The following is a 12,673-nucleotide window of genomic DNA, read 5'->3' as shown; positions in this document are numbered from 1 at the left end:
CCCTGCCGCCTGGCAGGGGACGGGGGCCGGTCGTCACCGGGCGCCGGACGTCAGCGCACGGTGAAGGTGCGGACCTGGGTCGCGCCGAGGGACAGGGCGTCGCCGCCGTAGGAGATCTCGGCCCGGTAGGAACCCCGCGGCAGGGCCGGGAGGTTCACCCGGACCGTGCCGTTGCTCAGGCGCTGCACGCCCGACCACCAGACACCGCGACCGGCGGAGGTGTAGAGACGCACCACCATCGGGCCCGCGGGTCGTGCGACCTGGCCGGCCCCGTCGCCGACGAACGCCGCGCCGACGAGGAAGCTGCTGCCCCGCGTCGGGGTCGGCAGCGTCGGCAGCGAGTTGCCGAGCGACACGGTGCCCTTGGAGACCGTCACGACCACACCGCCCTGGGCGGGCATCGTCGTGTCGCTGCCCGCGTAGCGGAGGCCGACCCGGTAGGTGCCCGGCTTCCAGCTGGAGGGCAGGCGCAGGGTGGCGGTCCCGTCGACGATCTCCCCGGTGGCCACGACCCCACCGTTCGCGGTCCCCCAGCGGGCCTCGACCACACCGGTGGGTGCGGCCGCGCCCTCGCCCGTGGCGACGTCCACCGTGACGACGGCGGACCGGGCGTACCGCCCCGCGGCCGTGGCCGGCGACGTCAGCGTCGTCGCGTCGCGGACGTAGGTCGTGCCGGTCGCGGTGCGGGTGGTGCCCGCACCGGTCGCGGTCAGGACGATGGCGCCCCGCGCCACGTCCGCCGGCACGGTGAGCTCGACCGTGGCGGTACCGGTCTCGTCCGCGAGCACCGTCACGGGGGCGAGCCCCGCGCCGGACACCGTCACCGACTCGCCGGCGCGGAAGCCGGGGGCCGTCACCGCGAGGGGCGCTCCGGGCACGGCGTCGGCCGCGACCTGGAGGGTCCCGCCGCGCAGGTCGGCGAGCTCGTCGCACGGGTCGCCGCTGACGCCCACGGGCGGCAGCTCGGTGGCGACGGAGCCGTTCTGCGCCGGCACGATGCCGTCGTCCTCGCGGATGGTGGCGAAGACGATGGCGTCCGCCCCCATGACACCGCCCGCGGTGTTGATGACCGACGCCTTGACCGACGTGGAGGCCGAGGTGCTGGGGGTCCGGTCACCGTTGACCGCGGCGGTCACGACGCGGCAGGTCTCGCCCGGTGCGAACACGACCCGCTCCATGGCGGCTCCCGCGCGGGAGGTCGTCGAGCCGAGGAGCGAGACGTAGCCGGTCACCGGGGCGTCGGCAGCCGCGTCGAGGTAGACCGCGATGTCGGTCGTGCCGGGCGCGCTCCCCTCCTCCGTGGCCGGGGCGAAGACGCTGACGGTCGGCAGGTCCTCGACGGCCAGGTCCCCGACCGCCGGCGACTCGAACGCCAGGTCGGAGAGGTAGGCACCGCCGGCAGCGGTGCCGTCCTCGCCGGCCACGCCCGTGAGGCTGACCTCGCGGAGGTCCGTGACGTCGAGACCGGCCTCGGCGACCACGTCGAGCGGCAGGACGAGCTGCTGGAGCACGATCTTGCCGAGCGTCGTGGCACTCGTGGGCGTGGCGGACGCCGGGAGCCGGCGCAGCGCCTGCGGGTTGAGCGCGGACACCGGCTGGCTCCACTGCGCACCGTCACCGTCGACGAGGCCGAGCGTCAGGTCGGTCGCGCCGACCACCGTCTCGTCCGCGGCGAGCTTCAGCGACAGGCGCTCGTACGACGAGGCGTCGCGCTGGGCGGCCGGCAGGGTCACCCGGACCCCGGCTCCGGGCGCGGTCCACGCGAGGCGCGTCATCGGGCTGGCGGGCACGTTCGTGCCGTTCGACGCCGGCGTCCAGTGGGGCACCTGGGCCGAGGCGGAGAGGGTGGCGCAGGCCGGGAGGGTCTGCGTCACCGTGCGACCCGCCAGGGAGGCGCACACGGTCGCCGTCGCACCCGAGGTCGTGCGGATGAGCGAGCTGGTCCGCTCGAACGAGGCGATCGTCGAGCGCGCCGAGCTCGGCGCGGTGGCCTGCGTGCGGACGTCCTCGTCGCCGAGGGCGGCCGGGACGGCACCCGAGCCGTCGAACATCGGGAGGAACTGCTCCTCGCCGCCGAGGGTCAGGCGGAACCAGGCCGTCATGTAGGAGGTGCCCTGGTCGTACTGCTCCTGCGCCGTCATGCGGATGGACGTCGCGGCGGTGGTCGGCGCGGTGCCGCAGATCGGCTCCGTCGCGCGGGCGCTGGCGGGGTTGGTGCCGCTCCAGTCGTCGCTGACGCTGTAGCGGTACACGCCGGGCGTCCAGACCGTGTTGTAGAAGTTGTGGTTCGCGCCCATCACCCAGGTGCCGGCGCGCAGTGCGTCGTCGTCGAAGGCGTAGCGGCTGTCGTCGAGCATGTGCTGGCCCTGCTGGTTGCTGACGTCACCGTCGCAGTAGGGCAGCAGCACGTTCATGGCGAGGCCGGGCACCGTCATCCGGCCGAAGTCCACCGGCGCCAGGGGCAGCACGGACGTGAAGCCGAACGGCGTGTCGCGGGTCCCGTTGAGGACCGCGGCCGACGTGACGCCCTCGCCGCCGCGGGAGTGCCCCATGAGGCCGACGTTGGTGAGGTCGAAGCGGCCGGCCAGGTCGGCGGCCGTCATCGGGTCCAGCCCGCCGTAGCCGTCGACGAAGCCCTCGGCGCGCTGCGCGACCGCGGCCTCACCGAGCTCGAAGGCCTCGTCGAGCGACACGTCGGCGCCCGTGGCGGCGTCGCGGTAGGAGACCGCCTCGCCCGCCGAGGCGTCCTGCAGCATGTCGAGGGTGTCGAGCACGAGCTGGCCGCGCGCGCGGGCGCCCTGGTCGGCCGCCAGCTGGTTGTCGTTGGCGTTGATCGCGTTGGCGGAGATCGAGACCACCGCGTAGCCGTGGCTCGCGAGCGCGCGGGCCGTGCCGTCGTACCCGAGGTAGCTCGGGATGGAGAGCTGGGTGGCGGAGCAGGGCCAGCGGGCGGGGTTGGCGTCGCCGGTGCCGTAGCAGTAGCTGTGGCGGCCGTGCAGCAGCACGACGGTCGGCCGCGCGCCACCGCCCTCGGGCAGGTAGACCTTGCCCTCCAGCTCACCGCGGATGCCGCCGATACCGGCGAGGTCGATGGCCTGGTCGCCGAACTTGTAGACCGCCTCGTCCCACTCCTGGTCACCGAGCGCGGCCGGGTCGTCGGCGAGGGCGGCGAGCGCCTCCACCTCCTCGGCCGGTACGTCGAGGGCCTCCGGCGCCACGGCCGCTGCGCCCGCCGGGTCCGTCGCGGACCAGCCCGCCGCCGCGGTGCGCGCCTGCAGCACCGACGCGTCGGTCGTGAACACGTTGAGGCTGCGACCGTCGGCAGACTCCGTCGCCACGCCGAGCGACTCGCCGTCGACCACGATCGTGGGCGCGTCGGACACGATCGGCAGGGGCTCGTCGAGCTCCACCGTCACCTCGTAGCCACCGGCCACGGGCTCGACGGTCCAGTCGTCGCCGCCGGGCGCGGCGGACGCGGGGGCGACGCCGGCCACGGCCGGGAACGCCGCGGCACCCAGCGCCAGGGCGACCAGGAACCGTGAGCCGGCTCGCGTGCGGCCTGTCGGGGGGACCCCCGACGACCGCTGGACAGCACGTGAAGAAGACAAGGCAGACCTCTCGTGGGGGTGGAGGAAGACGGTCCCCGCGACACGGCCCGAGCTGGTGGGGACCCGAGGAACGTAGGAGCGCCCTGTTTCTGAATCGTTTCAATCGCGGGTCGGTCCGGGTGCGGCCGTGGATCCCACCCGGCGGGGCGAGGGCGGCGCGCGCATGGTGCGGTCCGGCGCGGGTACCGACGACACGCGGCCCCCCGGGTCTCCCCCGTCCCGGGGGAGCCGCGCCATCCCCGACGGGGTGTGCGGCCCGCTCCGCGCACGGCCGGCCAGCACGCGGAGCGGTCGTGGGAGGCTTGCCGCCGTGAGCACCTCGACCTCCGGCGGCGCGCGTCGGGGACGCCCCGGCTACGACCAGGAGACGGTGCTGCGCGCGGCCATCGGCCTGTTCAACGAGCGCGGGTACGACGCCACGAGCGTCGCCGACCTGGCCCGCGAGCTGGGCCTGTCGAAGTCGGCGATCTTCCACCACGTGTCGAGCAAGGAGGACCTGCTCGCCGCCGCGCTCGACGAGGCACTGGAGGGCCTGACCGCGGCCGCCGAGTCGGCGAGCGCGGCGTCCACCGCCTCGGCCCACGAGCGGCTGCGGGCGACGGTCGCCGAGTCCGTGCGCATCCTCGCCGCGCACCTGCCGGCGGTGACGCTGCTCCTGCGCGTGCGGGGCAACAGCGAGGTCGAGCAGCGCGCGTTGCAGCGCCGCCGGGTGATCGACGAGAAGCTCGCGGGCCTGGTGCGCCAGGCCGCGGCCGACGGCGACATCCGCGGCGACATCGAGCCGGAGCTGGTCAGCCGGCTCATCTTCGGCACGGTGAACTCGCTGGTCGAGTGGTACCGCCCGGACGGGCCGGTCAGTCCGGACGAGCTCGCCACTGCCGTGACGCGGCTGACCTTCGAGGGCCTGGCCCCCCGCACGTCCTGAGGGCCCGGGATCAGGCGTCGAAGTCTACGGTGACCTCGCGGCCGACGGGATAGGTCTGGCAGGTCAGTACGAAGCCGCGCTCGACCTCGTCGTCGTCCAGCGCGTAGTTGCGCCGCATGTCGACCTCCCCGGACGGAACGAGCGCGCGGCACGTCCCGCAGACACCCCCCTTGCAGGCGAAGGGCAGGTCGGTGCGGGTCGCGGCCGCGCCGTCGAGGATCGTCCGGCCCCGCGGCATCGGCGCCGTCGTCGTACGCCCGTCGAGGCTGATGGTGACCCGGGCGGTGTCGCTCCCCGCCCCCGGCGTCGGGCGGTGGACCTCCGGCGGCGGCTCGTCGACGTGGAAGAGCTCGACGTGGACCCGCTCCTTGGCCACGCCCCGTTCGCGGAGCACCTCGCGGGCGTCGGAGACCAACCCGAACGGTCCGCACAACCAGACGTGGTCGAGCGCGTCGACGGGCACGAGGACATCGAGGATCCGGCGGAGCCGGTCGGCGTCCAGGCGTCCGGAGAACAGCTCGACCGTGTGCGGCTCGCGCGAGAGCACGTGGACGAGCTCGAACCGCGACGGGTAGCGGTTCTTCAGGTCGGCGAGCTCCTCGGCGAACATCACCGAGCCGGACGCCCGGTTGCCGTAGAGCAGGGTCACCCTGGCCTCGGGGTGCCGCAGCACCGTCGCGGCGATCGACAGCATCGGGGTGATGCCCGACCCGGCGGCGATGCACAGGTGCCGCCCGCCGGTGGCCGGATCGGCGCGGAAGCTCCCCGACGGCGCCTGCACCTCGACGGTGTCCCCGGGCCGGACGTCGCGCACGAGCCACGAGGAGAAGAGGCCGTCCGGGATCTCGCGCACGCCGATGCGAGGTGCCGCACCGGCGGGGGCGCAGACCGAGTAGGACCGACGCTCCTCGCGGCCGTCCACCTCGCGGCGCAGGGTGAGGGTCTGGCCGGCGGCGAAGTCGAAGACGTCGCGCAGGTCCTGGGGGACCTCGAACGTGACGGCTGCCGCGTCGTCGCACAGCGGCTCGACCGCCGCGACCCGCAGGGGGTGGAAGCCGGTGCGCGCCGGCGCGCTCTCGGCGACAGGGGAGCTGACCACCCTCAGATCTCCTTCACGTGCTGGAACGGCTCGCGGCAGGTGGTGCAGCGGTAGAGCGCCGTGCAGGCCGTCGGACCGAACGCGGAGGTGAGCTCGGTGCGCGACGAGCCGCACTGCGGGCACGTCAGCGCGCGGCTCGGGGCGAGCAGCTGCAGCAGGACGGGGCCCTGGGGAGCGGCGGCCGGCGGCGAGATGCCGTGCTGGCGCAAGGCCCGACGGCCCTCGTCGGTGATCCAGTCGGACGACCAGGCGGGGCGCAGGCTGACCGTCACGTCGGCGTCGAGGCCGGCGTCGGCCAGGGCGTGCAGGAGGTCGTCGCGCATGGTCGCCATCACGGGGCACCCCGAGTACGTCGGCGTAATGGTGACCCGCACCCGGCCGTCGTCGCCCCGTGCCACGTCGCGCAGCACACCGAGGTCGAGCAGCGTCAGCATCGGCATCTCGGGGTCGCGCACCCCGGCCGCGACCTGCCGCGCCCGGGCGAGGACCTCGTCGTCCACGGCCACGGCGCTCACCAGCGCCCCCGGGGGTGCTCGCGCGCGACGACCTGCATCTCGCCCAGGAGCCGACCGAGCTGCTCGGTGTGGTCACCGTCGCGGCCGGTCTGACCGCCGTGGGGTCCGACGCGCTTCACCGGGGGAAGGTCGAGGCCGGCGACGCCGAGCACCTGGTCGAGCACCACGTCGACCTCGGCCGCGACCGCGCTGGGCAGCGCCGCGACACCGTCCTCGGTGAGCGTGGCCTCGACCGGGTGGTCGAGGTCGAGCTCCCACCGCAGCGGCCACACGGTCGCGAGCCCGGCCACGACCCGGCGTCGGGACTCGTCGGTGCCCCGGGCCAGGGTGACGACCCACCGGGCGGCGTAGTCGCGGTGGTAGGCGATCTCCTTGACCGCCTTCGCCGCGATGGCGGCGACGACGGTGTCGCGGCTGTCGACCAGGCGCTGCATCACAGCGAGGCGCCACGTGGAGAAGAGGAGCAGGCGCGCCACCGTGACGGCGAAGTCGCCGTTCGGCTGCTCGAGCAGGCGCACGTTGCGAAACTCGCCCGGGGACCGGAAGAACGCGACCGCGTCCTCGGGCGGGACCGGCGATCCCTCCGGCAGGGCGGGCACCACGGCCGGGTCGGCGGCCGCCGCCCGCGCCAGCAGCAGCCGCGCCTGACCGAGCAGGTCGAGCGCGATGTTGGCCAGCGCGATGTCGTCCTCGAGGTCGGGGGCGCGGCTGCACCACTCGGAGAGCCGGTGCGACGCGATGAGCGCGTCGTCGCCGAGCATCAGGCAGTACGTCGCGAGCGCGGCGTGGTCCACGCCCGCGGGGACGGTCGTGTCGACGCCGGCGAGCGGGTCCTCGAACGAGGTCCCGAACGCCCACTGGGAGTCGTCGCCCCCGAGCAGCCCGTCGTAGACCGATTCGTGGTCGGCGTCGTGGTCGGCGACGTGGTTCACGGTCGCCCTCCCCTCACAGGTGGGGGACATCGGCGGGGATGTCGTAGAAGGTCGGGTGGCGGTAGACCTTGTCGCCCGACGGGGCGAACAGCGGGTCCTTCTCATCGGGGCTCGAGGCCGTGACGGCGTCGGCGCGGACCACCCAGATCGAGACGCCCTCGTTGCGCCGCGTGTAGACGTCGCGGGCGTTGCGCACGGCCGCCTGGTCGTCGGCGGCGTGGAGCGACCCGACGTGGACGTGGTTGAGCCCGCGCTTGCCGCGGACGAACACCTCGTAGAGCGGCCACTCGCCGCGGACCGCGTCCCCGCGGCCGCTCATGACTCCGCGCCGCCCTCGTGGGCGACCTGGTGGACGCCCCGCGCCGTACGCGCCGCCGCGGTCGCGGCCTCGCGCACCCAGGCACCGTCCTCCCACGCCGCGCGGCGGTGGGCGAGCCGCTGGGCGTTGCAGGGGCCCTCGCCCCTGACGACCTGCCGGAACTCGTCCCAGTCCGGCTCGCCGAAGTCGTGGTGGCCCCGCTCCTCGTTCCACCGCAGGTCGGGGTCGGGGAAGGTGACGCCGAGACGCTCGGCCTGCGGCACCGACATGTCGACGAACTTCTGGCGGAGCTCGTCGTTGGTGTCGCGCTTGATGCCCCACGCCATCGACCGGGCGGTGTTGGGCGAGTCGTCGTCGGGCGGGCCGAACATCATGAGCGCCGGCCACCAGAAGCGGTCGACCGACTCCTGCACCATGGCCCGCTGCTCGTCGGTGCCCTGCATCATCGTCATCAGCAGCTCGAAGCCCTGCCGCTGGTGGAACGACTCCTCCTTGCAGACGCGGATCATCGCGCGGCCGTAGGGCCCGTAGGACGTGCGGCACAGCGGCACCTGGTTGCAGATCGCGGCACCGTCGACCAGCCAGCCGATGGTGCCGACGTCGGCGTACGTGAGCGTCGGGTAGTTGAAGATCGACGAGTACTTCTGCTGGCCCGCGATCAGCTTCTCGGTGAGGTCCGCGCGCGAGACGCCGAGCGTCTCGGCGGCGGAGTAGAGGTAGAGGCCGTGCCCGGCCTCGTCCTGCACCTTCGCGAGCAGCGTCGCCTTGCGCCGCAGCGAGGGGGCCCGGGTGATCCAGCTGCCCTCGGGCTGCATCCCGATGATCTCGGAGTGGGCGTGCTGGGCGATCTGCCGCACCAGGGTGGCCCGGTACTCCTCCGGCATCCAGTCGCGCGGCTCGATGCGGTCGTGCCGGGCGAGCACCGCGTCGAACCGCCGCTCGAGCTCCTGCACGTCGGAGTCCGGAACCGTCATCGTGGGCCTCCCAGTTCTTTACAGACCGAACGGTCAGGAATACGGTGACATGGGCCGGTACGTCGCGCAAGGCCCTCGACGCGTCGGCGCGACGCGCTCACCCCGTGGTCGAGGAGGCCCGCCATGCACCGCATCACCGTCCAGTACGCCGTGCCCGACGACCCCGCGACCTTCGACGCGCGCTACCAGGACGAGCACGTGCCCCTGGCGCTCGCGCTGCCGGGCCTGCAGGACTTCACGCCGAGCCGTCCCCGCCCCCTGGGCGGGCGCCCGGCCGTGCACCTCGTCGCCCAGCTCGACTTCGCCGACGCCGACGCGATGGAGACCGCCCTGCGGTCGGACGAGATGGCCGCCGCCGGGCGGCACGCCGCGTCCCTCGGGGTCCCCACGACGATGTTCAGCGGCGAGGTCGTCTCGCAGCTCGCCTGAGCCGCAGGCCCCTCAGCTGCCCGTGAACCGCGGTCGCTCCTTGGCCAGGAACGCCTCGACCGCGGCGCGGTGGTCGCGGGTCGCCCCGAGCCGGCGCTGGGCCGCGCTCTCGAGCGCGAGGGCAGTGGCGAGGTCGGTCGACGCCGCGGCGAGCAGGAGAGCCTTGCTCTCGGCGTAGGCGGCCGTGGGCCCGGCCGCGAGGCGCCCGGCCAGGTCGAGCGCGCGCTGACCGAGCTCCTCGTCCGCGACGAGCTCCGTCACCAGGCCCCAGCGGTCGGCCTCCTCGGCGGAGAAGGTGCGGCCGGTGAGCACCAGGTCCCGGGCGCGCGCCAGCCCCACGGCTGCCACCAGCGTGTGCGACAGGCCGCTGTCGCAGGTGAGCCCGATGCCGGTGAACGCCGTCGCGAAGCGCGTCCCCGCCGCGACCACCCGTACGTCGCAGGCGAGCGCGAGACCGAGACCGGCGCCCACGCAGGCTCCGTGCACCGCCGCGACGACGGGCTTCGGCATCTCGGTGAGCAGACGCACGATCGGGGCGTAGTCGTCGTCGACGGTGTCGAAGGCGGCAGCGCCACGGTCCGCCAGCGCAGCCGCGTGCTCACCGAGGTCCTGACCCACGCAGAAGGCGGGGCCGGCACCGCTCAGCACCACCGCGCGCACCGTCGCGTCGGCCGCGACCGCAGCCAGGTGCTCACCCAGCAGCGCCTTCGCGGCGGCGTCGAGCGCGTTGCGATGCTCGGGTCGCGCGAGCTCGATCCGGGCGACGGCTCCGACCGAGGTGAGCGTGACGGGCGCGGCACACATGGGACCTCCCGGGTGAGCGGTCGCGTGGGTGGCCCCGGTCGAGGTGCGCACGACCTCGCGAATTCCCGACCGTTCGGTCGGATAGCGTGACACAGGTGCGTGCCGCGGTAAACCACGGGGACGACGGGCCGACGCAGCAGAACGGCCCCCGGACCGCGTCTCCGCGGTCCGGGGGCCGTCCTCCTTGCGTGTGGCGGGTGAAGGATTCGAACCTTCGAAGGCTACGCCGACGGATTTACAGTCCGCTCCCATTGGCCGCTCGGGCAACCCGCCATGTCGACGCCCGACTTGGCCGGGTGACAACAGCACGAAACAATAGCGCACGCGGTCGCGACCGAGGAAACCGCCGCGACCACCCGCCGTACCCGATCTGCAGGAGCACTCATGGCCGACTCGTCCTTCGACATCGTGAGCAAGTTCGACCGCCAGGAGGTGGACAACGCCCTGGGGCAGACCGCGAAGGAGATCGCGACGCGGTACGACTTCAAGGGCACCGGCGCCACCATCGAGTGGAAGGGCGAGGAGGCCATCGAGATCACCGCGTCGGCCGACGACCGCGCGACCGCGGTGCTCGACGTCTTCCAGGGCAAGCTGATCAAGCGGGGCGTCTCGCTGAAGGTTCTCGACGCCTCCGAGCCGCGCCCGTCGGGCCAGACCTCGAAGATCGGCATCGTGCTCAAGGAGGGCATCTCCACCGAGGACGCGAAGAAGATCTCGAAGCTGATCCGCGACGAGGGCCCCAAGGGCGTCAAGGCGCAGATCCAGGGCGACGAGCTGCGGGTCTCCTCCAAGAAGCGCGACGATCTGCAGGCCGTGCAGGCGCTGGTGAAGGAGCAGGACTACGACTTCGCGGTGCAGTTCACGAACTACCGCTGATCGAGGGCCCCGTCCGGCCGCTGGCCGCCGCATGACCGCGGCCGTCGGCCGGAGGTGGCCGTCGACGTCCGTCCGCGGACCGGAAGTGGATCTCGTTCGCCCTACGGACGCGCGCGTCGATCACTGCCACACTGCGCTCGTGACCACGACGCCCTCCCGCCGCACGATCCTCCGCTCAGCCGCGTGGACAGCGCCGGCCGTCGCCGCGGTGGCCGCAGCACCCGCACACGCCGCTAGCGTCTCCCCTCCGACGCTGAGCACCAGCATCAGCCGCGCTGGCAGCGGCCAAGCAACCGTGTCGGCCACCCTCAGCCCTGAGGCCGCTCTCCCGGCGGTGGTGACGGTGACCGTCGTCATCAACACCGAGCTCGCGGGTCTGTTGACCATCTCGCTCGACACGTGGGCCTCCGAGTACGTGCCCGGCGGCTCCTTCGTCTTCACTCGCGCCATCTCCCCGGGAGAGACGGCTCTTCTCGGGTTCTACTGGTACCTGCAGTCGGGCGACGGACGCATCGAGCTCGCCGTGACGGTCGACGGCGCAGCCATCGACCCCATCGTCATTCCGTGGGCCGCGCCTCCCGCGCGACGAGGCGCCCCCCTGCCGACGACGTCCGCGGTCACCGTCGCCGACTTGCTCGGTTGAGGCGCGGCTGACGACGCGGTCGCGCCCGCACGACGGCCCCCGATCCGCTGGACGGATCGGGGGGCCGACGTACGTGTGAGCAGGGCCCGGGCCGGGTACCGAGAGCCAGGCCCTCGGGCGGCCGACCTGCACGATCACCGCGACACCCACGCACCGGACCACCGCACGGACACCGGCACCCGCCGAGGAGACCTCCATGCCCGACACCGCCGGCCCGCTCCTCGCCGGGCGCTACGCCCTCCACGAGGTCGTCGGCCGTGGCGGCATGGCGGAGGTGCACCGCGCCATCGACACGACGACCGGCGGCCAGGTCGCCGTGAAGCTGCTGCACGAGGCCGGTCTCGACGACGCCGATCGCGCGCGGTTCGTCGATGAGGCGCGCCTCATGGCGGAGCTCGACCACCCCAACCTCGTCGCAGTGCTCGACTCCGGCGTCGCCGACGGACGGCCCTACCTGGTCATGGAGCTCGTCGACGCGCACACCCTGCGCACCGAGTGCCGTGCCGGCGCGCTGCCGCCCTCCCGCGTCGCCGGCGTGGGCGCCCAGGTGGCCGCCGCGCTCGCGCACGTGCACGCCGCGGGCATCATCCACCGCGACGTGAAGCCCGGGAACGTCCTCGTCCGCACCGACGGTCGCGTCTGGCTGACCGACTTCGGCATCGCCCGGCTCGTCGGCGAGACGGCCCACCACACGCGGACCGGCACGACCGTGGGCTCGCCGGCCTACCTCGCGCCCGAGCAGGTGCGGGGCGAGAGGGAGCTGACCGGCGCGGTCGACGTCTACGCACTGGGGCTGGGCCTCATCGAGTCGCTCACCGGCCGCGCCTGCTACCCCGGACCCGCCACCGAGGCCGCACTGGCCCGCCTCACCCGGGCGCCCGAGCTGCCCGCCGGCCTCGAGCTCGCCTGGGTGGAGCTGCTGCGCGCGATGACGGCCGACCGCCCCGACGACCGGCCCGCCGCCCCGGAGGTCGCCGACCGCCTGCGCAGCCTGGCCGCCCGCGAGTCCGCCCGGTCGCTCGGCCCGCTCGCGGGCCCGGCCGTCGTCGCCGAGGAGACGCAGGCGTGGCCCGCTCCCGCGCGGACGGAGGTGCCGACCGGGGCGGCCCCGCGGCGTACGGCGTCACCCCGGCGCATGCGCACCGTCGCCGGCCTGCTCGTCGCGGCCGCGGCCACCGTGGTCGCGCTCGTCCTCACGCTCGACGACTCCGACGCCGATCCGGCACCCGCGCCGGCGCCCACGACGCCCCAGGACGTGGTCGCCGAGGAGACCCCCGCGAGCCCCACGTCCGAGGCCACCGCGGAGCAGGTGACGACGACCGCTCCGTCGCCGACGTCCGAGCCCGTCGTCACGGCGCCCGCGGCGACCCCGACCCCGACCTCGTCCCCCCTCCCGACCCCCGGCAGCAACGGCGCCGCCAACAGCGGCAACCCCAACGCCGGTCCCGGCAACAACAGCGGGAACGGGAACGGGAACGGCAGCGGGAACGGCGGCGGCAACGGCGGCGGCAACGGCCGGGGCGGCGGCCACTGACGCCGGTTGGCGCGC

General features: G+C 74.2%; 12 protein-coding genes and 1 tRNA gene. 5 read left to right on the top strand and 8 right to left on the bottom strand.

Features of this window, described 5'->3' with window-relative positions; translation table 11 throughout:
- Window positions 1-50: 50 nt before the first annotated feature.
- On the bottom strand, window positions 51-3,494 hold the full coding sequence (locus tag PIR53_19005; GenBank protein WZH52092.1) for a hypothetical protein: 3,444 nt from the start codon (window positions 3,492-3,494) through the stop codon (window positions 51-53).
- Window positions 3,495-3,918: 424 nt separating this feature from the next.
- Here PIR53_19005 and PIR53_19000 point away from each other — a divergent pair, with 424 nt between their 5' ends.
- A complete protein-coding gene (locus PIR53_19000) occupies window positions 3,919-4,533 on the top strand; it encodes a TetR/AcrR family transcriptional regulator (protein WZH52091.1) in 615 nt (204 codons plus the stop codon).
- A gap of 10 nt (window positions 4,534-4,543) precedes the next feature.
- On the opposite strand, the gene paaK is transcribed toward PIR53_19000, so the two are convergent.
- The 5 genes from paaK to paaA are packed head-to-tail and all read right to left on the bottom strand — an operon-like array spanning window position 4,544 to window position 8,372.
- Window positions 4,544-5,632: a phenylacetate-CoA oxygenase/reductase subunit PaaK gene (gene paaK, locus PIR53_18995; protein ID WZH52090.1), complete on the bottom strand. Its 1,089-nt coding sequence runs from the start codon at window positions 5,630-5,632 to the stop codon at window positions 4,544-4,546.
- 2 nt (window positions 5,633-5,634) lie between these two features.
- Window positions 5,635-6,147: a phenylacetate-CoA oxygenase subunit PaaJ gene (paaJ, locus tag PIR53_18990; GenBank protein WZH52089.1), complete on the bottom strand. Its 513-nt coding sequence runs from the start codon at window positions 6,145-6,147 to the stop codon at window positions 5,635-5,637.
- Entirely contained in the window at window positions 6,144-7,079 is a 936-nt protein-coding gene (paaC, locus tag PIR53_18985; GenBank protein WZH52088.1) for a phenylacetate-CoA oxygenase subunit PaaC, read from the bottom strand. The genes paaJ and paaC overlap by 4 nt, the downstream gene beginning before the upstream one ends.
- A 13-nt stretch (window positions 7,080-7,092) precedes the next feature.
- A complete protein-coding gene (paaB, locus tag PIR53_18980) occupies window positions 7,093-7,398 on the bottom strand; it encodes a 1,2-phenylacetyl-CoA epoxidase subunit B (protein ID WZH52087.1) in 306 nt (101 codons plus the stop codon).
- The gene (paaA, locus tag PIR53_18975) at window positions 7,395-8,372 is read right to left on the bottom strand and encodes a 1,2-phenylacetyl-CoA epoxidase subunit A (GenBank protein ID WZH52086.1); all 978 of its coding nucleotides are present in this window, start codon (window positions 8,370-8,372) and stop codon (window positions 7,395-7,397) included. The genes paaB and paaA overlap by 4 nt, the downstream gene beginning before the upstream one ends.
- Window positions 8,373-8,495: 123 nt before the next feature.
- Between paaA and PIR53_18970 the strand changes: the two genes are divergently transcribed.
- Window positions 8,496-8,801, top strand: a complete 306-nt coding sequence (locus PIR53_18970) for an EthD family reductase (GenBank protein WZH52085.1) — start codon at window positions 8,496-8,498, stop codon at window positions 8,799-8,801.
- 12 nt (window positions 8,802-8,813) lie between these two features.
- On the opposite strand, the gene PIR53_18965 is transcribed toward PIR53_18970, so the two are convergent.
- Entirely contained in the window at window positions 8,814-9,605 is a 792-nt protein-coding gene (locus PIR53_18965) for an enoyl-CoA hydratase-related protein (protein ID WZH52084.1), read from the bottom strand.
- Window positions 9,606-9,796: 191 nt separating this feature from the next.
- Window positions 9,797-9,878 (bottom strand) — tRNA-Tyr (locus tag PIR53_18960).
- Window positions 9,879-9,989: 111 nt separating this feature from the next.
- Between PIR53_18960 and PIR53_18955 the strand changes: the two genes are divergently transcribed.
- From PIR53_18955 to PIR53_18945, 3 genes are all read left to right on the top strand, one after another.
- Window positions 9,990-10,481, top strand: a complete 492-nt coding sequence (locus PIR53_18955) for a YajQ family cyclic di-GMP-binding protein (protein ID WZH52083.1) — start codon at window positions 9,990-9,992, stop codon at window positions 10,479-10,481.
- 295 nt (window positions 10,482-10,776) lie between these two features.
- Window positions 10,777-11,124, top strand: coding sequence for a hypothetical protein (locus PIR53_18950; protein WZH52082.1), 348 nt, complete (start codon window positions 10,777-10,779; stop codon window positions 11,122-11,124).
- 196 nt (window positions 11,125-11,320) lie between these two features.
- Complete coding sequence (locus PIR53_18945) at window positions 11,321-12,658, top strand: serine/threonine-protein kinase (protein WZH52081.1); 1,338 nt, start codon at window positions 11,321-11,323, stop codon at window positions 12,656-12,658.
- Window positions 12,659-12,673: the final 15 nt, after the last annotated feature.

The organism is Nocardioides alkalitolerans, from assembly GCA_038184435.1.
GTDB lineage: Bacteria > Actinomycetota > Actinomycetes > Propionibacteriales > Nocardioidaceae > Nocardioides > Nocardioides alkalitolerans_A.
Note: the sequence above shows the minus strand (reverse complement) of the source record. Positions and strands in the feature narration are given on the sequence as shown.

Bases quoted from the DNA above. Each gene is read 5' to 3' on its own strand.
- paaB (WZH52087.1), bottom strand. From the start codon at position 7,398: ATGAGCGGCCGCGGGGACGCGGTCCGCGGCGAGTGGCCGCTCTACGAG.
- paaA (WZH52086.1), bottom strand. From the start codon at position 8,372: ATGACGGTTCCGGACTCCGACGTGCAGGAGCTCGAGCGGCGGTTCGAC.
- PIR53_18970 (WZH52085.1), top strand. From the start codon at position 8,496: ATGCACCGCATCACCGTCCAGTACGCCGTGCCCGACGACCCCGCGACC.
- PIR53_18965 (WZH52084.1), bottom strand. From the start codon at position 9,605: ATGTGTGCCGCGCCCGTCACGCTCACCTCGGTCGGAGCCGTCGCCCGG.
- PIR53_18955 (WZH52083.1), top strand. From the start codon at position 9,990: ATGGCCGACTCGTCCTTCGACATCGTGAGCAAGTTCGACCGCCAGGAG.
- PIR53_18945 (WZH52081.1), top strand. From the start codon at position 11,321: ATGCCCGACACCGCCGGCCCGCTCCTCGCCGGGCGCTACGCCCTCCAC.